14 protein-coding genes and 1 tRNA gene are annotated in these 18,807 nt (G+C 67.1%); 3 read left to right on the top strand and 12 right to left on the bottom strand.

Going from position 1 to position 18,807, the window contains the following annotated elements; all coding sequences use genetic code 11:
- Window positions 1-26 precede the first annotated feature (26 nt).
- Entirely contained in the window at window positions 27-977 is a 951-nt protein-coding gene (locus tag KQI12_RS03170) for a 3'-5' exonuclease (protein ID WP_216570530.1), read from the top strand.
- Window positions 974-1,282 (top strand): MGMT family protein, encoded by a 309-nt coding sequence (locus KQI12_RS03165; RefSeq protein ID WP_216570528.1) that lies wholly within the window; start codon window positions 974-976, stop codon window positions 1,280-1,282. Before KQI12_RS03170 ends, KQI12_RS03165 begins: the two co-directional genes overlap by 4 nt.
- A 155-nt stretch (window positions 1,283-1,437) precedes the next feature.
- Here the strand turns inward: KQI12_RS03165 and KQI12_RS03160 are convergent.
- The 9 genes from KQI12_RS03160 to rpmE form a co-directional block, all read right to left on the bottom strand.
- Window positions 1,438-1,513, bottom strand: a tRNA-Ala gene (locus KQI12_RS03160).
- 102 nt (window positions 1,514-1,615) lie between these two features.
- Window positions 1,616-2,932 carry an RNA polymerase sigma factor RpoD gene (gene rpoD / locus KQI12_RS03155; protein ID WP_371817942.1) on the bottom strand — a complete coding sequence of 439 codons (1,317 nt, stop codon included), beginning with the start codon at window positions 2,930-2,932 and terminating at the stop codon, window positions 1,616-1,618.
- A gap of 4 nt (window positions 2,933-2,936) precedes the next feature.
- Window positions 2,937-4,697 carry a DNA primase gene (gene dnaG, locus KQI12_RS03150; protein WP_216570526.1) on the bottom strand — a complete coding sequence of 587 codons (1,761 nt, stop codon included), beginning with the start codon at window positions 4,695-4,697 and terminating at the stop codon, window positions 2,937-2,939.
- Between the two features lie 22 nt (window positions 4,698-4,719).
- A complete protein-coding gene (locus KQI12_RS03145) occupies window positions 4,720-5,724 on the bottom strand; it encodes a deoxyguanosinetriphosphate triphosphohydrolase (RefSeq protein ID WP_216570524.1) in 1,005 nt (334 codons plus the stop codon).
- A 95-nt stretch (window positions 5,725-5,819) separates the two neighbouring features.
- Window positions 5,820-6,449: a YigZ family protein gene (locus KQI12_RS03140; protein ID WP_216570522.1), complete on the bottom strand. Its 630-nt coding sequence runs from the start codon at window positions 6,447-6,449 to the stop codon at window positions 5,820-5,822.
- Entirely contained in the window at window positions 6,446-7,009 is a 564-nt protein-coding gene (locus tag KQI12_RS03135; protein ID WP_216570520.1) for a GNAT family N-acetyltransferase, read from the bottom strand. The genes KQI12_RS03140 and KQI12_RS03135 overlap by 4 nt, the downstream gene beginning before the upstream one ends.
- Before the next feature lie 4 nt (window positions 7,010-7,013).
- Entirely contained in the window at window positions 7,014-8,318 is a 1,305-nt protein-coding gene (gene hflX, locus KQI12_RS03130) for a GTPase HflX (protein ID WP_216570518.1), read from the bottom strand.
- A gap of 37 nt (window positions 8,319-8,355) precedes the next feature.
- Window positions 8,356-8,868 (bottom strand): flavin reductase family protein, encoded by a 513-nt coding sequence (locus KQI12_RS03125; protein ID WP_216570516.1) that lies wholly within the window; start codon window positions 8,866-8,868, stop codon window positions 8,356-8,358.
- Window positions 8,869-8,956: 88 nt separating this feature from the next.
- Complete coding sequence (rpmE, locus tag KQI12_RS03120; RefSeq protein WP_216570514.1) at window positions 8,957-9,163, bottom strand: 50S ribosomal protein L31; 207 nt, start codon at window positions 9,161-9,163, stop codon at window positions 8,957-8,959.
- A gap of 194 nt (window positions 9,164-9,357) precedes the next feature.
- Between rpmE and KQI12_RS03115 the strand changes: the two genes are divergently transcribed.
- Entirely contained in the window at window positions 9,358-10,749 is a 1,392-nt protein-coding gene (locus KQI12_RS03115) for a sodium:alanine symporter family protein (protein WP_216570512.1), read from the top strand.
- On the opposite strand, the gene KQI12_RS03110 is transcribed toward KQI12_RS03115, so the two are convergent.
- From KQI12_RS03110 to KQI12_RS03100, 3 genes are all read right to left on the bottom strand, one after another.
- The gene (locus KQI12_RS03110) at window positions 10,727-11,632 is read right to left on the bottom strand and encodes an AEC family transporter (RefSeq protein ID WP_253290783.1); all 906 of its coding nucleotides are present in this window, start codon (window positions 11,630-11,632) and stop codon (window positions 10,727-10,729) included. The genes KQI12_RS03115 and KQI12_RS03110 overlap by 23 nt on opposite strands.
- A gap of 73 nt (window positions 11,633-11,705) precedes the next feature.
- Window positions 11,706-15,323: a helicase-exonuclease AddAB subunit AddA gene (gene addA, locus KQI12_RS03105; RefSeq protein ID WP_216570509.1), complete on the bottom strand. Its 3,618-nt coding sequence runs from the start codon at window positions 15,321-15,323 to the stop codon at window positions 11,706-11,708.
- A complete protein-coding gene (locus KQI12_RS03100; protein ID WP_216570507.1) occupies window positions 15,308-18,691 on the bottom strand; it encodes a PD-(D/E)XK nuclease family protein in 3,384 nt (1,127 codons plus the stop codon). The genes addA and KQI12_RS03100 overlap by 16 nt, the downstream gene beginning before the upstream one ends.
- Window positions 18,692-18,807 lie beyond the last annotated feature (116 nt).

Below are 18,807 nucleotides of genomic sequence, written 5' to 3'. Positions count from 1 at the left end.
CGAGAACGAGACAAAGGACCGATACGATGATCATATTAGACCTGGAATGGAATCGGGGCTATGACCAGAAGCCCCTGGACGAGATCCTGCAGATCGGCGCGGTCCGGCTGGACCGTCTGGGCGGACCGATCACCGGCGTATTCAACGTCTACATCCGCCCGGTGGTCCACAAAAAGTTCGACAAGGGCGCCAAAAAGCTCCCCTCTCTCCGGGCATCTCTGGAGTCTGAGCTCACCTTCTCCGCCGCCATGGCCGCCTTCCGGGACTGGTGCGGCGGGGACACCGAGTGTGCCGCCTGGGGCCCCGGCGATCTGGACGCCCTGGAGCAGAACGGTTCCTACTGGGACGTCCCTATCCCCCCGCTCCGTCCGGTCTGCGATGTGCAGCGGGCGTTCAGCCACCAGGCCGGGGCTGAAGGCCAGCAGATCGCCCTGTGGCGGGCGGTGGAGTACTGCCGGATCCCGGACATCTTCGACTACCACGACGCTCTGTCCGATGTGGTCTACACCGCCATGGTGGCGCAGTTCCTGACCGATGAGGCCCTTTCCTGGGAGCCGCCTCCCAGGCTTCCCGGGAAGGGGAAGCTCTGCGACCGTCCCTTCCCTGACCAGCCCCAGCGGAAGATCGGTCCGCTCCCCGATCCCATGCAGGTGCTGGACGCCCCCCGGGCCCGGCTCCGGGCCTGTCCCCTGTGTGGGAAGCGGTCCTGGATCACCTCCTGGTATCCCGGCAACGACCAGGAGTACCTGTCCTCCTTCTGCTGTGAGGAGCACGGCCGGTTCCTGTGCTCCATGACTCTGAGCCAGCCCGAGGACGGCCTCTGGCAGGGTCGTCTGACCATCCCGGCGGCCACGCGGGAGCGGGTCTGGGATTACAAGACCGCCCTGTGCCGGACGCCCCACCTCTGCAAGGGCTCCTCCAAGAAACGGCATCGCCGCCGTTCCCGCTGCTGGGGCCATCGGAGGGGACGCCCATGAGCCAGGTACTGGATGAGGACCTGCGCTATGAGATCCTGTCCGCCGTGTCCGAGATCCCGGAGGGCCGGGTAGCCTCCTACGGACAGATCGCGCGTCTGATCGGCCGGCCGAAGAACGCCCGTCTGGTGGGCCGGGTCCTGCGGCAGGCCAGCGCCTATGGCGACTTCCCCTGTCATCGGGTGGTGGACCAGAGCGGCCGCACCGCCCCCGGCTGGCCGGAACAGCGAGGTCTGCTGGAGATGGAGGGCGTCGGCTTCAAGGCGAACGGCAAGGTGGATATGAAGGTATGGCAGTGGGCGTGTTGAGGGGACCGTCCTGTCTGACCGCCGGGCCGGTGGTTTCTGGATCCCGATGGAAACAGCGAGGAGCCCCGAACGGGGCTTCTCGCTGTTTGTACATAACTCTTCTCATAAAGCGATCTGGATATAGAAAAACCGGAACATCTTTCGATGTTCCGGTCTGGTGGAGATAAGCGGGATCGAACCGCTGACCTCTTGAATGCCATTCAAGCGCTCTCCCAGCTGAGCTATACCCCCATATCCATCGGCCCGCCGCTCTTGCTCATCGGCGAGTCAACGATGGATATTATAACTGTTCTTTCCCTATTTGTCAACCGTTTTCTTCAAACTTTTTTCAAATCAGTTCAAAAAGTCCTTCAGCTTCTTGGAGCGGGAGGGATGGCGGAGCTTCCGCAGTGCCTTGGCCTCGATCTGGCGGATGCGCTCACGGGTCACGTTGAACTCCTTGCCCACCTCTTCCAGCGTGCGGGTACGGCCGTCCTCGATGCCGAAGCGGAGCTTCAGCACCTTCTCCTCACGGGGCGTCAAAGTGGACAGCACCTCCACCAGCTGCTCCTTCAGCAGGGTGAAGCTGGCGGCCTCAGAGGGCTCGCTGGCATCCTCATCGGGGATGAAGTCGCCCAGATGGGAGTCCTCCTCCTCGCCGATGGGGGTCTCCAGAGAGACGGGCTCCTGGGCGATCTTCAGGATCTCCCGGACCTTGTCCACGGGCATGTTCATCTCCTCGGCGATCTCCTCGGGAGAGGGGTCGTGGCCCAGCTCCTGAAGGAGCTGGCGGGAGACGCGGATGACCTTGTTGATGGTCTCCACCATATGGACGGGGATGCGGATGGTGCGGGCCTGGTCGGCGATGGCCCGGGTGATGGCCTGCCGGATCCACCAGGTGGCGTAAGTAGAGAACTTGTAGCCCTTGGTATAGTCGAACTTCTCCACGGCCTTGATGAGGCCCAGATTGCCCTCCTGGATCAGATCCAGGAACAACATCCCGCGGCCCACATACCGCTTGGCGATGGACACCACCAGACGGAGGTTGGCCTCAGCCAGACGCTGCTTGGCGGCCTTGCCCCGGCGGATGGCCTTCTTGATGGCGGTCTCCTCCTCCTTGGTCAGGGGGTAGTCTTCGCCGTTCTTCCGGGCCTGCTCGATCTCGTCCCACTGTTCCTGCGCGGCGTCGCCGGCGCCCATGTCCTGCGCCAGCTGGATCTCCTCATCGGGGGTCAGCAGGTTCACCTTGCCGATCTCCTTCAGGTACATCCGGACGGGGTCGTCGATGTTGAAGGCGTCCACCAGCGTGTTGGGATCCACGATCTCCTCCTCGGGGATCTCCTCCAACTCCTCCGCGTTGGGGAGCACATCCTCGGTCAGATCGGGCAGGTAGTCGTCCCCCGCCGTGTCGATGCCCAGGTTCTCCAGCGCATCGTAGATCTTGTCCATCTGGTCGCTCTCCAGATTCATGTTCTCCAGCACGTCCATGAGCTCGCTGGCGGAGAGCTTGCCCTTCTTCTTGCCCCGCTCGATGAGCTCGCTGAGCTTTTCCGCGCCGGGGACGCCCTCCACGACCTTCATGATCTCCTGGCGGCCGGCCTCGATCTGCTCCTCGCTGGGGGCGGCGGCGGCTTTGGCGTTTTTGATCCCGTTCATTTTCTTTTCACTCATGTGCTCATCCTCCGTAGGCCTTTTTTTCTCTGAATTTTTCCATGGCCGTCAACAGCGGGTCCTCCGCGCCGTCCCCGGCGCCGGACCGCTTCACGGCCTCCGTCTGTATCACGTTGATGTAGTCCCGCAGAGCCTGCCGGCTGTTGGCCAGCGACTCCGGCCTCCCCATGATCCCGCTCAGGAAGCTCATCTCCTCTGGGGACAAGTCCCCGGCCAGACTAGCCGCCTGGGGCGTGCGGCCCTCCCGGAACTGCCGGAGCAGGATCGAATAGATCCGCCCCAGAAGCGGCGCCGAGAACTGCTCCGCCGTCAAGCTCCCGGTCTCCCGGAAGAGGCTGGGCTCCAGCAGCATCAGCCGCAGGACGCCCTCTTCCGCCCGTCCGGAGCGCATATTGGGGTATCGGATGCCGTACTCCTTGGGCTGGAGCTGGACGGCGGGCGTCAGGTCCCGCCGCTCCTGCTGCTTCTTCGCCTGCCGGATGCGGCGGGAGAGCTCCCGCTTGACCTCCTGCTCCATGGCGGCCGGAGTCACGCCGGCGGCCTCCGCGGCCCGTCCGCCGTAGATCTCCCGCTCCACCGGGCTGGGGAGCGTGGCCAGCATGGCGGCGGCCTCCCGCAGGAACTCCACCTTTTGGGCATCGTCCGTCAGGTCGTACTTCCCCTGGATCTGGCGCAGGCGGTACTCGATGTGGTTCTCGCTCTGGTCGAGCATCTTGGCGAAGGCCTCCCGGCCGTATTTCTTGATGTATTCGTCCGGGTCCTTGGCCCCCCGGATCTGGAGGACCTTCACCTGGATGCCCGTCTTTTCCAAGATCGGGATGGCCCGCTGGGCGGCCTTCACGCCCGCCCCGTCACCGTCGTAGGCGATCACCGCCTCCTTCGTGTACCGGGAGAGGAGCTGGGCGTGCTCCTGCGTCAGAGAGGTGCCCAGACTGGCCACAGCGCAGTCGAACCCCGCCTGATGGAGGGAGATCGTGTCCATATAGCCCTCTGTCAGGATGATCCGCCCCAGCTTGGACTTCTTGGCGATGTTCAGGGCGAAGAGGTTCCGGCTCTTGTTGTAGATCACCGTGTCCGGCGAGTTCAGGTACTTGGGCGTGGAGTCGTCCAGCACCCGGCCGCCGAAGCCGATGACCTCCCCCCGCAGGTCGATGATGGGGAACATGACCCGGTTCCGGAACCGGTCGTAGATCCGCCCCTTCTTGTTGTCTACCGCCAGGCCGGCGTCCAGGAGCTCCCGCTTGGAGTATCCTTTCTCCGCCATGGCCTGGATCAGGCTGTCCCAGCGGTCCGGCGCCATGCCCAAGCCGAACCGGGTGACGATGCCCCGGGACAGCCCCCGCTTCTGGAACAGATAGGCCGCGCCCGCCGCCCCCGCCGGGGACTTGAGCGTCTCGTGGAAGAACCGGGCGGCTTCCTTGTTCAAGGTCAGGAGGCGCTCCTTCCGGCGGCGCCAGCCCTCATTCTCTCCGCTCTCCGGCATCTCCAGCCCGGCCCGCTGGGCCAGGAGGCGCACTGCCTCCACGAAGGGCAGGTTTTCGATCTCCATGATGAAGGAGATCACGCCGCCCCCCTTGCCGCAGCCGAAGCAGTGATAGATCTGCTTTTCCGTAGACACGGAGAAGGACGGGGTCTTTTCATTGTGGAAGGGGCACAGGCCCCACATATTGTTCCCCTTCCGGGTCAGATGGACGTAGGAAGAGACCACGTCTGAGATCTCGTTCCGCGCCACCACCTCGTCGATGAACGCCTCTGGTATGGCCATATGGTCCCCTCCTTCCCCGCTGTCATTTCACGGCCCAGGACCGGGGGATCGCCAGCTCCCGGAACCGCTCCACAGCATACTTGTCCGTCATGCCCGCGATGTAGTCGCAGACGGCCCGCTCCACGCCCTCTCTGGCCCGGATGTCCTGGAACTCCGACGGCAGGGCGTCCGGGTCCTTCCGGTAGCGCTCGAAGAGGAAGCGGAGCACGTCCTGCGCCTTCCCCTCCTCCGCCTTGGCGGTGGGTGAGAGATAGACCGCCCCGAACATGAAGCTCCGCAGGTCGGCCAGCGCCTGCCGGCACTCTTCTGACTGACAGATATCGTCCCGGTCCCGGCTCTGCCCGATCACATCGGACACCAGCGTGTCGATCCGCTCCCCGTGGGAGAATCCCAGCCGCTGGGTCAGGGCCAGAGGCAGGTCCATGGGATAGAGGACCCCCGCCCGGACGGCGTCGTCGATGTCATGTTCGATATAGGCGATCTGGTCTGCCAGACGGATGATCCGTCCCTCCAGCGTGGCGGCCCGCTCGCCGCCGGTGTGACAGAGGATGCCGTTGCGGACCTCCCACGTCAGGTCCAGGCCCGCGCCCTCATCCTCCAGGCGGTCCACCACCCGGAGGGACTGGACGTTGTGTTCGAAGCCGCCGGGCATGATCTCATCCAGCACCTGCTCCCCGGCATGACCGAAGGGAGTGTGCCCCAGGTCGTGGCCCAGGGCCGCCGCCTCCGTCAGGTCCTCGTTGAGCCGCAGGCCCCGGGCGATCGTCCGGGCGATCCGGGCCACCTCTAGGGTATGGGTCATGCGGGTCCGGTAATGGTCCCCCTCCGGGGCCAGGAACACCTGCGTCTTGTGCATGAGCCGCCGGAAGGCCTTGGCGTGGACGATCCGGTCCGCGTCCCGCTGGAAGCAGGTCCGCATGGGACAGGGCTCCAACGGGCGGGCGCGCCCTCGGCTCTCCGCGGCGCGGCAGGCATAGGGCGACAGGCTCTGCCGCTCCCACTGCTCCGTCTGTTCCCGTACGGTCATGGACCTCCACCTCCCTGGGACGCAAAACACGCTCTATGTCTATATACGCTTTTTCTCCCAGGATCCCTGCTTCCCGGCGAAAATTTTTTCTTTTTTCAGCGGACAGGCACGTCCTTGAAGGTCTCGCCCACCACCTGGGCGGCGGAACCGCCGGCGGTCAGCTCTGTGACCCGGCTCCGGAACTCCTCCACGGAGCCCTCCGGCAGGAGGGCGTGGACCACCACCTCCGCGCCGTACTCGGTCTCCCCCAGCACGCCGCCGAAGCTCTCCACCTCCAGCTTCATCCGCTCGAAGAAGGAGTAGGGGCAGGGCACCGCTACATCCACCCAGCGGCGCACCACGGAGATCCCCGCGGCGTCCAGAGCGTCCTTGGCGGAGCGGGTATAGGCCCGCACCAGTCCGCCGGCCCCCAGCAGGATCCCGCCGAAGTACCGGGTCACCACACAGCAGACGTTGGTGACCTCTTCCTTCTGGAACACGCCCAGCATGGGCTGTCCGGCGGTGCCCTGGGGCTCGCCGTCGTCGGAATAGCGGACGATGCCGCCCTCCCGGACCAGATAGCACCAGCAGTTGTGCCGGGCATCGTGATAGCGCTTCTTCATGGCGTCGATGCAGGCCCGGGCGGCCTCCTCGCTCTCCACCCGCCAGACATGGCCGATGAAGCGGGAGCGCTTCTCCGTGAACTCGGTCTCCGCGGCCCCGGTGGGGATGAGATATTCGGTCATAGACGCTCCTCCTCTCCGGCCCGCGGCTGGCGGGCCTCCCAGTCCCGGCGGTCCATAGACCAGATCAGGCTCAGGCGGGGCTCGCCGCCGAAGTCCGGCACACGCTGCATCCGCAGGAACCGGAAGCGGAAGCCGCACTTGCGGATCACCCGCTTGGACTTCCGGTTGCCGTCGTAGTGCTCACACCAGATGGTGTCCAGGCCCATGTCCCGGAAGCCATAGCGGAGCAGGGCCTCCACCGCCTCCGGGATCAGTCCTCTCCCCCACCAGGCGGGGCTGAGGGAGTAGCCGATCTCGTCGTCGGCCCCCCGGGCCTCCTTCCGGTGGCGGCCGGTGAATCCGGCGGAGCCCACCGCCCGGCCCAGCTCCTTCGGCACCACGGCGAACACGCCGGGCGCGGAGAACACCGTCTCGATGATCTCCCGGCTCTCCTCCACGCTCCTATGGGGACGCCAGCCGGCGGGCGGGCCCACCCGTGGGTCCTTGGCATAGGCGTAGAGGTCCATCGCGTCCTCCGGCCGGAAGGGCCGCAGGATCAGGCGCTCGGTCTCCAGCTCCATGGTCTCAGTCCTCCCAGGGTTCCTTGGGGGGCGTCCAGCCCTCCACGATATAGTCCTGCATCCGCCCCAGCAGGATGGGGGTCAGCACCGCCGTCACCTCGATGGTGTCGGCGTACTCCACCCGCTCCACCTTGGCGTCCCGGTACAGGGCATCCAGCAGGCCGCCCTGGTCGTAGGGCAGATGGAGCACCACCCGGCAGGCGCCGGTGTCCAGCCGCTCTCCGATCATCTCCAGGAGCCGGTCCAGGCCCTGGCCGGTCCGGGCGGAGATGGACACCATGTCCGCCCCGTGGGGCACGATGTCCCCCGTGTACCGGTCCAACTTGTTGAACACGTCGATGCGGGGCGTCTCTGAGGCCCCCAGCTCCCGGATCAGCTTCTCCACCACGGCGCTCTGCTCCCGCCACTGGGGATCCGAGGCGTCGATCACATGGAGCAGCAGATCCGCATAGCTCAGCTCCTCCAGCGTGGCCTTGAAGGCCTCCACCAGATGGTGGGGCAGCTTGGAGATGAAGCCCACCGTGTCGGAGATCAGCACCGTGCAGGTGTCTGAGATCTCCAGGGTCCGGGTGGTGGTGTCCAGAGTGTCGAACAGCCTGTTGTTGGCGGGGATGTCCGCTCCGGTCAGCTTGTTGAGGAGGGTGGATTTGCCCGCGTTGGTGTAGCCCACGATGGCCACCACCGGCACCTCGTTCTTGATCCGGCGCTCCCGCTGGACGCCCCGGACCCGCCGGACCTCCTCCAGCTCCTCCTTGAGCTTGGAGATCTTCCGCCGGATGTGGCGGCGGTCGGTCTCCAGCTGGGTCTCGCCGGGGCCGCGGGTACCGATGGGAGATCTTCCGCCGGAGGCGGTCTGGCGCACCAGATGGCCCCACATGCCCGTCAGACGGGGCAACAGGTACTGGTACTGGGCCAGCTCCACCTGGAGCCGCCCCTCCCGAGTACGGGCCCGCTGGGCAAAGATGTCCAGGATCAGGGCGGACCGGTCCAGCACGCTCACCTTCAGCTCCTCGGAGAGCACCCTCTGCTGGGAGGGCGAGAGGGCATTGTCGAAGATGACCATGCCGGCCCCTGTGGCCTCCACCAGGGCCCGGACCTCCTCTACCTTGCCCTCGCCGATGAAGGTGCGGGGGTCAGGCGTGTCCTTGTTCTGGAGGACGGTGCCCACGCAGACGCCCCCTGCCGTCTCCAGCAGGGCGGCCAGCTCTTCCATGGTGCGCTCGTCCGCGTTCTCCTCGGCGGTGAGGCAGTGGGCGGACAGGCCCACCAATACCGCCCGGTCGATCTCTCTGGTGTTCGGTTCGCTCATACGGCCTCCTCAGGTCCTTTCCTGTCCATGGGGCGGATCAGTCCCGCTTCTTCAAGACTTCCGCGATCTCGCCCACATACATCCGATGATAGTCCTTCTCCGGGTAGCACTGGTCCAGCACGCCGGGATCGGTGAAATGGCTGGGGTCCAGATCCTGCCAGTACAGCTTCCGACAGACGATGACCAGCTCCGCCTCCTGGAAATAGGGGGCGTTCCCCGCGCCGGCCGCCACGGTGAAGCCGCAGGCGGCGATCTTGTCCATGTCCCGGCCGCTCTTGGTGCCGCAGAGCTGGAGCTCCTTCCGATACTTCCCGTCGCCGAAGAAGGACAGGGTGAAGTAGTCCGACTCGTCCATGAATTTCAAGGTATAGCGCTGAGGCCGGACCACGCACATGGCCACATCCCGGCGCCACAGCACCCCCAGGCCGCCCCAGGATGCGGTCATGGTGTTGCAGTGGTCCGGCGTACCGGCCGTGACCAGCATCCACTGGTCGTTGAGCAGATGGAACAGGTTGTCGTCGATCTCCGCGGGACAGATCTTCTGGAACATGGTATGCCTCCTCTTTCACGGATGGGTGTGGGATGGTGGAGATACAGAAAAACCCGTACCGGGACCGGTACGGGCTTTCATTGGGAACTTACTTCTGCTCCAGACCAAACTTCTTGTTGAAGCGGCTGACACGTCCGCCAGTATCCACCATCTTCTGCTTGCCGGTGAAGAAGGGGTGACACTTGGAGCAAACTTCCACCTTGATGTCCTTCTTGGTGGAGCCGGTCTCGATCACGTTGCCACAGGCGCACTTGATAGTGGTCTGCTCGTAATTAGGATGGATGCCTTCCTTCATTTATGTTCACCTCTTTCTCCCAGGGGATCAGTCGTCATAAACGCAACTGATATATTATCACTATCTCCCGCAAATTGCAACTGTTTTTTCAAATTTTTTTCGTTCCACTTTGACCGGGCCGGGGAATGAGGCCCAAAGACGGCGCATATGGGTCTTGGGAGGGGGCCGTCCGGCCCCTCGTCAGGAGGTGTGCCATGTCCATCCTCGCCAAGCTCAGCGACGCGCTCTGGGACCCGTGGCTCCTGGGGCTGTTCCTCTTCACCGGCCTATGGTGGTCCTGCGCTTCCGGGTTCTTCCAGCTCTTCGCCCTCCCGCGCTGGCTCCGGGCCACGGCGGGACAGCTCTTCCGCCGGGAGCGGTCCGCGGCAGGCGGGCTCACCCAGCTCCAGGCCCTGTCCACCGCCCTGGCCTCCACCATCGGCACCGGGAGCATCGCCGGGGTGGCCGCCGCCATCTTCTGGGGCGGTCCGGGGGCGGTGTTCTGGATGTGGATCTCCGCCCTGCTTGGCATGATGACCAGCTTCGCCGAGAAGGCCCTGGCCGTCCGCTTCCATGAGCCCGCCCCCGGCGGCGGCTGGCAGGGTGGCCCCATGTGCTTCATCCAGCGGGGCCTGGGCCTCAAGCGGATGGCCCGCTTCTTCTCCCTGGCCTGCCTGTGTGCCTCTCTGGGGGGCGGGAGCCTGGTACAGGCCAACTCCATCGCCGCGTCCCTCCAGGACACCTTCGGCTGGGACCCGCTGGCGGTCGGGCTGTCCACCGCCCTGGCCTGCAGTCTGGTCATCTTTGGAGGCGTCGGCCGGATCGGACGGGTCAGCGAACGGCTGGTCCCCCTGATGGCCCTCCTCTTTTTGGGGGCCGGGGGGTTCACGATCGCCGTCCACGCCGCCGCCCTTCCAAGCGCTCTGAGGCAGATCGCCGCCTGCGCCCTCTCTCCGGAGGCCGCCGGGGGATACGGCATGGCCGCCGCCCTGCGGTACGGGGTGGCCCGGGGCGTGTTCACCAACGAGGCGGGGATGGGCTCCTCCGCCATCGCCCATGCTGCTGCCCAGACCGACGATCCGGCCTCCGAGGGCCTCTGGGGCATCTTCGAGACGGGCTTCGCCACGCTGGTCATCTGCTCCGTCACCGCTCTGGCGGTCCTCACCTCCGGCGTCTACGATCCCGCCGCCGCTCAGGCGGCCATCCGATCCGGGACCGTCACCGGGGCGATGCTGGGAGCCCCTCTGTCCGCTGCCGCCTTCTCCACGGCACTGGGGGACTGGGGCGGGCCGCTGGTATCGGTATGCCTCCTCCTCTTCGCCTTCACCTCCCTGCTGGGCTGGAGCTATTACGGCGAGAGAGCCCTCTCCCACCTGGCGGGAGAGGGCTCTCGAAAAAAGGCCGGCTATCGGGCGCTGTTCCTGGCCGCCATCGTGCTGGGGAGCGTCGGGGACGTGTCCGCCGTGTGGCAGGCCGCGGACCTCTTCAACGGGCTCATGGCCCTGCCCGTCCTGACCGCCCTCCTCCTGCTGACGCCGGAGGGGCTGGACATCCTCCGGCGCTGGGAGGCCCGGGACCGGAGGCTCATACCTGATAGACCCAGATGATGACCGGCATGGTGACGATACACAGGAGGGTGGTCACTACATAGATGGCGCTTGCATACTCCGCGTCCCGGTCGAAGATCTGGGACATCTGCATCACCGTGGCGGCAGAGGGGGTAGCGGCGGCCAGCAGACTCACCATCAGGATGGTGGTCCCGTTGGCGGCCATATGTGCCAGACCGCTGTACTTCAGCAGGAGCGCCAACACAAGGGGCACTACGATCAGGCGCAGGGCCGACATCTTCCAGATGCCCCGGAAGGACAGCACCTTCTTCATGTCCATGCCGCCGATCAGCATCCCGGCCACCAGCATGCTCAGAGGACCGATCATGCTTCCCATGGAGCTCATGGGCTCGGTCAGGAAGGCCGGAAGGCGCACGCCCAGCAGGAAGAGCACCGCGCCGCCTGCCGTGGCCAGGATGTTGGGGTTGAGGACGATGTCCCTCACCGAGGCGCTCCGCTCCCCGCTCAGGAGGGAGCGGCAGTGGGTCCACAGCAGGGGCACCTGGATCGCCAGGAACACGCTGGTGAACACCACCCACTGGCTGCCCAGGATGGCGGTGACCAGCGGGATGATGAGGTTGCCCGCGTTGGAGTACATCACCGAGGCCTGTTCCACCACCGTGAGCTTCAGCACCTTCCCGAACACAGTGATGAGCAGGAAGAGCAGGATATGGATGGACACCGCCGCCAGCAGGGACAGCAGCAGTCCGTGGACCAGCTCCTCCGTCTTTTCGATCTGGAAGGCGTTGAGCATCATGCAGGGGGACACCAGATAGAGGACCACCACCGAAAGGGGCTTGCTGTCCTCCGACCGGAGGAGCCCCGCCCGCACCAGGACGAAGCCCAGCAAGATCATCAGGAAGAGCTCTCCGATCTGTTTCATCAGCAGCAGACTGATCATGTTTTCGTTCTCTCGCTTTCTTTGCTAAGGATATGGGTCTATGGGGCCGTTCCCGTCACACCTCGACCGCCCGGTCCTCGGAAAAGAACCAGAGCACCCGGCGGGCCGCCGGACGGCCGCAGATCTCCTCCAGCGCCCGGCCGTAGGCGGCCAGCTGGGGGCGGTACTCCTCCGCCCGGCGGAGGAGGGCGTCTCCCTTCACCCGGTCGGTCTTGAAGTCCACCACGGTCAGGCCCTCCGGCCCGTCGAAGAAGCAGTCCACCACGCCCTGGAGGAGCACCCGCTCTCCCTCCCCGGCCTGGGGCCAAAAGTCCGCCGCCGGGACCAGGATAGAGAACTTGAATTCCCGCCGCAGGGAGGGCGCGGACCGCACCGCTTTCCCCAGCGGGGAGGCGAAGAAGGCCGCGATCCGCTCCGGGGCCACCGCCTCGCCCTGCTCCGGGGTCAGGAACTGCTCCCGCACCAGGCGCTGGATCTCCCGGCCCACCTGAGCCGGGGAGGCGGTCTTGTCGAAGTCGATATACTGCATCACCAGATGGAGGGCGGTGCCCTTCTGGGCCGCCGTCAGGCCGAACTCCTCCTCCGCAAAGCGGGGTCGGCGGATCGGGCGGAGACGATCCGCCGCCGGGGCGTCCCGGTCCGGTCCGGCCCCCTCCGCCGCCTCACGGTCCAGCTCCCGGCCCTTGAGCTGGGTGGCGGTCAGCTTGGAGGGCAGCTCCACGTCCGCCGCCTGGGGATAGGTCCAAGTCAAGCGGGCCAGCAGATCCGGGTCCGGGTCCGCCGGAGCCGCATCCGGGGTGGACACGCCCATGCCGATCCGTCCGGCGGCCTTCGTCAATGGTCCGCCGGGGACCCAGCGGATGTCCCACTTGGGCCCCATGGGGCACACCGGAAGAGGCACATCTACGGCTCCCGCGTCCCGGAGGGGAGCGGCCTCCGGCCGGCACAGCACCGGCAGGAGCACCCACTGTCCCACAGACGAACAGGCCGCCAGGGCCTGAGGCTCCGCCGGACAGGCCGCGTCCGGGGCCAGCTTGGCGATGTCCTTCCCGCCCCCGGTGAGGGCCACGGACAGGATCAGCTTGTCCTTGGCCCGTGTCACGGCCACATAGAGGAGCCGGAGCTCCTCCGCCATCATCTCCCGATCCAGCTGGCGGGCCACTGCCCGGCGGGCCAGGGTGGGATATTCGATCATCCGTCCCAAGTCCAGCCGCTTGGGGCCCACGCCCAGCTTGGGGTGGAACAGGATGGGCCTCTGCATATCCTCCCGGTTCAGGCGGCGGCTCAGGCCGCACAGGAGGACGATGGGGAACTCCAGTCCCTTGGAGCGGTGGATGGACAGGACGCGCACGCCTCCGCCCTCCCGGCCCGGGTCCGGGGCGGCGATCCGCTCTCCCTTCTCCCGCAGGCGCTCCAAATAGGACAGGAAGCCATACAGTCCCTTGTGTCCGGCGCTCTCGAAGCGGCGGGCCAGCTCCGCCAGCAGGAGGAGGGACGCCTGCCGTTCCTCCCCGTTGGACAGGCTCCCGAACACGCCCATCAGGTCGGAGCGGTCGTAGATCTGCCACAGGAGCTGATAACAGCTCAGGTCCGCCGCGCCGAAGCGCAGATCCTCCAGCTCGGACAGGAAGGCCGCGCAGTCCTCCTCCCCCCGCTCGGCCCCGGCCCGGACCGTCTGGAAGATGTCCCCCTCGGGACAGCCCGCCCGGAGCTGGGCCAGCCGGTCGGCGGAGAAGCCGTACACCGGAGACCGGAGCGCCGAGATCAGCGGCACGTCCTTCCGGGGGTTGTCCACGATCTGGAGCAGGGCCAGAGCCACGCTCACCTCGGTAGAGGCAAAGAAGTCTCCGCCCCCCTCGGCCTCCCAGGGGATGTTCTGCTCCCCCAGGGCTCTGGCATAGTGGTGCAGGACCGTGCCCGGGGACCGGAGCAGGATCACCACGTCAGAGGGCGCCGCCGGACGGACCGCATCCCCGGAGCGGATCCGGAAGCCCCCGTCCAGCAGTTCCCGGATGCGGCGGGCGGCGAAGCGGGCCTCCAGCAGGTCCTTGCCGGGCTTGGCGGCCCGCTCCTCCCGGGGACGGTCCTCCTCTTCCAGATCGTCGCCGGACAGGTCCAGAGCGTCCAGCTCCACGGCGGTATCCTCCCCGCCGGGGAACACGCCGCCGGGATAGAGGGCCTCCTCCGGGCCGTAGTCCATCTCGCCGAACTCCGTGGACATCAGGTTCCGGAACAGGAAGTTGGCCCCCTCCAACACCTCCTCCCGGGAGCGGAAGTTGCGGCTCAGGCTGATCCGCCGGGGCTCTCCCTCCCGCTCGCGCTCATAGGAGGGGAAGGTCCGGTACTTCTCCAAAAAGATGGTCGGGTCGGCCAGCCGGAACCGGTAGATCGACTGCTTCACATCGCCCACCAAAAACAAGTTCGTCCCCTTCCGGGAGATGGCGGAGAAGATGGCGTTCTGGACCTCGTTGGTGTCCTGATACTCGTCCACCATGATCTCATCGTACCGGCGGGCGATCTGCTCCGCCAGCTCGGTAGGGCCGCCCTCCGGACGCACCAGCAGCTCCACCGCCCGGTGCTCCAGGTCGGAGAAATCCAACGCCCCGCGGCGCTTCTTCTCGGCGGCATAGGCCGCCTCGAAGTCCCGCACCAGCGTGAAGAGGGCGCCCACCGTGGGGCGGACCTCCCGCAGGTCCTCCAGCAGGTCGGCGCTGTCATCCGCGAAGCCCTCGGCCAGCTTGTCCATCCGGGCCTTGCACCGCTTGCGCAGATCCTTCACCAGCTCCGTGTCCCCCAGACCAGCGGGGACCTTTTTCCTCCCCGGCGTGGGGAAGGGGATCGGGAGCTGGGCCCGGGCGGCATCCCAGCCCTTCTCCGCGGCGGAGGCGAAGCGGAGCAGGCCGTCCAGCGTGGCGGAGAGGCTGGGCGCGTAGTTCCCCTGGAACACATCATCGCACTCGCACAGCTCCAGGGCCTTGGCCATCTGGCCCGCCCAGTACCGGGCCTGGCAGGCGGCGTCCTCCAGCAGGAGCCGCCCCCAGACGGTCTCCCCCGCCTCGGCCGCGCCGGTCAGGTCGAAGGCCGCCGCCTGCTGGTCCAGCCACCGGTCGGGATGGGGATGGCTCTGGACCCGGCCCCGGATGTCCAGCACGATCTGGATCAGGCGGCTGTCGTCCCGGCCCGCCGACATGGTGTCCACCAGCCGGGCGAAAGGGTCCTCTGCCTCCAGGCCGTCATAGCGCTGTTCCAGCAGGTCCGTGAGGCTGTCCAGCATCAACAGGCCCGCCTCGCTCTCGTCCAGCAGGCGGAAGTCCGGGTCCAGATCCAGCAGATAGCCCTGCTCCCGGAGGAGCTGGGCGCAGAAGGCGTGGACCGTTGAGATCTGGGCCTTGTAGACCAGCGTGGACTGGCGGCGCAGGTGTCCGTCCTCCGGATGGGCGGCCAGCCGGTCCGCCAGCTCCTCCACGATCCGGGAGCGGAGCTCGGCGGCGGCGGCCTTCGTATAGGTGATGACCAGGAAGCGGTCCACGTCCAGCCCTTCCCGCTCCACCCGGTCCAACAGGCGTTCCACCAGCACCCGGGTCTTGCCGGAGCCGGCGGCGGCGGAGACCAGCAGGGTCCCGCCCCGGTCATCCACCACGGCCTGCTGTTGTTCCGTCAGCGCGAAGCCCATCCGGGTCCCTCCTCTCTCGTCTCTGGATGCCCGGACGCCCGGTCCAGGCTCCTCCAAAAATCCTCCCCCTTCACGGTGGGGAGATAGCGGGCATGGTCGCCGCCCCTCCCCTCCTCGAAGTGGCAGGCGGCGGCGTAGTCGCACCACTGGCAGGCGTTGTGCTCCGGCCCCCGCCAGAAGGGATCCGCGGCGATGTTGCCGGCGGCGATCTCCTGGGCGATCTCCCGGAGGATGCCGCCGATGTGCCGCTCCAGACGGCCCAGCCGCTCGGCAGAGACCAGAGCATCCCCGCTGATGGCCCCCGTCTTGGCGGAGACCTTCACCGGCAGGAAGCGGATGCCCTCCGGTCCGGCGTGCTCCATGGCGGAGAGCACGTCGGGCTCGTCCAGGATCAGCCCCCTCCGCGCCAGCTCCTTGTCCAGCGCCTTCCGGCGCTCCTGCTCCGACATGGACCGGCTCCCGGCCAGCACCGCATCCCGGGCCGGGAGGTAGAACACCCCCGCCGGGACGATAGCACGGCCGTACCGCTCCCGCCCCTCGTCCTTCAGCGTGAAAAGGTAGAGGAGCATCTGGAGGCCCATGCCGTTCCAGATATCGGTCAGGTCGAAGGACTTCCGGCCGGTCTTGTAGTCCACCACCCGGAGATAGAGCTTGTCGCCCTCCACCCAGCCGTCCACCCGGTCCACGAAGCCGGAGACGCTGACGGTGATGCCGCCGGCCCGGATCTGCACCGGCGGCAGGTCCTTCCCCCTTCCGAAGCCCAGCTCGAAGTCGATGGGCTGGAAATCAGAACGGGACAACTCGTCCACCACGTTGTCGACCACCGCGTACACCGACTTGAGCAGACGGCGGAAGAGATAGCGGAACCGGGGCGTCTCCCGCTCCAGGCCGCCCAGCTCCTCCTCCACATACCGGTCCACCTGAGTCTTGGTCAGGGCCCGGAGGGGCTCGGCGTCCAGATCTCGGGGGACGGGCTCCTCCCCGTCCTTCGTCAGCGTCCGCAGGACGTGCTCCAGCACATAGTGGACGAACGTGCCGTACTCCGGGGCCTGGAACCCGGCGGGCTTCCGGGCCTTGGCCTTCAGGCCGTACTGCATGAAATAGGAGAAGTGACAGGACTCGAACTTGTCCATCCGGGAGGCCGACATCGGCACGCTGGATCCGTAGAGGGCGGCCACCGCCGGGGGCGAGAGCCGTCCCCGCTCCATATGGGCGGCCCGTTCCATCCGCTCGATCATGGGCGCGCAGTCCGGCAGAGACCGCAGGGCCTCCCGGACCTCCGGGCGGCGGCCCGCCAGCTCCAGAGCGGGCTTGCGCGCGCAGAGGCGGAAGCCGTCCCCCTCCCCGCTCTCCCTCTTGAGGGCAAGGCCGGGGAAGAGCCCCCGCAGGCGGCCCACCAGAAAAGAGGGCCGATGCTCCTCGCCCCCGGCCCCGGTAGCGGACCAGCTCACGGACAGTAGGTCCGTGGGGAGGCACACCGTCTCATACACGATGGTCATCTCCCGGTCCAGCTTGTCGGGCAGACTGGGCGCCAGCTCCATGCCGTAGGAGGCCAGCAGGCTCCGGTCGTCGTCGGTCAGCAGGCCCGGCGAGGGCGCGGCCTGGGGGATCGCGCCGTCATCGGCCCCCAGCAGGAACAGGGCCCGGCAGGGCTTATGGGCCAGCCGGGGCATCTCCCCGGCGCCGACCCGGTCCAGCGACACCGGGATCGCGCCCACGCTGTACTGGGACAGCACCAGGGCGAAGAGCCGCGCGAACTCCTCCCGCTCCAGCGGCAGGTCTCCCAAGATCCGGGCGCACTGCTCCAGCGCGTCGCAGAGGATGTCCCAGAGCTGGGCGTACTCCTCCGCCAGCGCAGGCGCTCCCCGCTCCCGCAGGGCCGTCTGCCGCTCCATGAGCCGCTGAGGCAGATCGATGGCTTCCAGGAAGCGATAGAGGGCCATGGTCTGCTCCCGTCCGCTCCTGCCCACGCCCAGCCGCAGGCCCTCCAGCGGCTCGATGAGCTTGTGCCGCAGGGCGTTGAGCCGCTCCAGCGCCGCCGTGTCCGCGTCGGTCCAGCGCTGACCGTACCCTTCCGGGTGCATGGTCCAGTCCTCTTCCTGCGTCCAGCGGCTCCCCCGCAGATCCCATTTGAGGGCATAGTTCTCCAACAAGTCCCGCTCCTCGTCGGTCAGGGGCGTCAGGCCGGTCTTGAGGTAGCGGAGCACATCCTCCCGGCGGTAGTTCCCGGCGGCGATGTCCAGCGCCGACGCGATCAGGGCGGGCACCGGCTTCTGGAGGATATCGCTCATCTGCCCCAGGAACACCGGGATGCCATACCGGGGGAACACCGTCTCGATCAGGGGGCCGTAGGTCTCCATGCTCCGGGCGGAGACGGCGATGTCCCGGAAGCGGAGGCCCTCTTCCCGGACCAGCCGCAGGATCTCCGCCGCGGCCCACTCTACCTCGCCATAGGGAGACCGGGCCTCGAACAGCGCCACGCCCCCGCTCTCCAGCCGGGCGGGTCCGGGCTGGGCGGCGAAGAGCTCCGCCTCCACCGCCGCCAGAGCGGGCCGGCGGTCCCGGACCATCCCGGTCCGCGCCTGGATATCGGCGGACACATGGGCCTCGCCCGCCAGACGCAGGAGCTGGCGGACAGTCCGGCGGGCCGGGGAGAAGATCCCCACGCCTCCCTCGGTCTCTTCGGGGTGGTCGCAGGTCAGGGCCACGGTGACGGAGGCCGCCTGATCCAGCAGGACGGACAGCACCTTCCGCTCCTGAACGGTGAAGTCCGTGAAGCCATCCAGATAGAAGTCCTTCCCCTCGGCCCACCGGCTGCCCTCCAGCGCGGTGGCCAGACGGTCCAGCTTGTCCCGGGGGTCGGCCCCCTGCCGGGCGGTCAGGGCCTCGTAGGCCCCGAAGATCAGAGCGATGTCCCGGAGCTTGTCCCCTTCTCCGCCGCCGGTCTCCTCCCCCGCGTCCCAGAGGGCTTTGGAGGAGATCCGACCGCTCTTGAGCTCATCCACAGTGGCCAGCAGGCCGGACAGGAACGCCGGCCGCCGGGAGGGCTTCCGGTAGACCGTCAGCCGATCCCCGATCTGCTTGAGGGCGGTGTACATGAGCAGGAGGCGGCCGCCGGCATCCAGCGCTGGGGCGGCCACGCCTCCATACACGGAGAACACCCGTCCGGCCAGACGGGTGAAGGACAGCACCTCGGCATAGCGGGAGACCTGGTTCCCGGCCAGGGCGCAGAGCCGGCGCTCCGTATCGTGGGAGTGCTGTTCCGGCACGATGAGGATCTGGGGCCGGGCGCCGCCGCTCTCCCGGATGCGCTCCAGGAGCTGGTCGGACTTCCCGGTGCCGGAGCGGCCCAGGAGCAGATGGAGCATGATGGTCCCTCCTTCTTCCTTCGACGTTCGATGACAGGAAAAGGCCCGCGCCGGAGCGATACCGGCGCGGGCCTCCAGCAAGCGATGCTCCTTTACAGCCGATCAGGTGTCTCTCC

This window comes from Pseudoflavonifractor sp. MSJ-37 (genome assembly GCF_018917965.1).
Classification (GTDB): Bacteria; Bacillota; Clostridia; order Oscillospirales; family Oscillospiraceae; genus Pseudoflavonifractor_A.
Note: the sequence above shows the minus strand (reverse complement) of the source record. Positions and strands in the feature narration are given on the sequence as shown.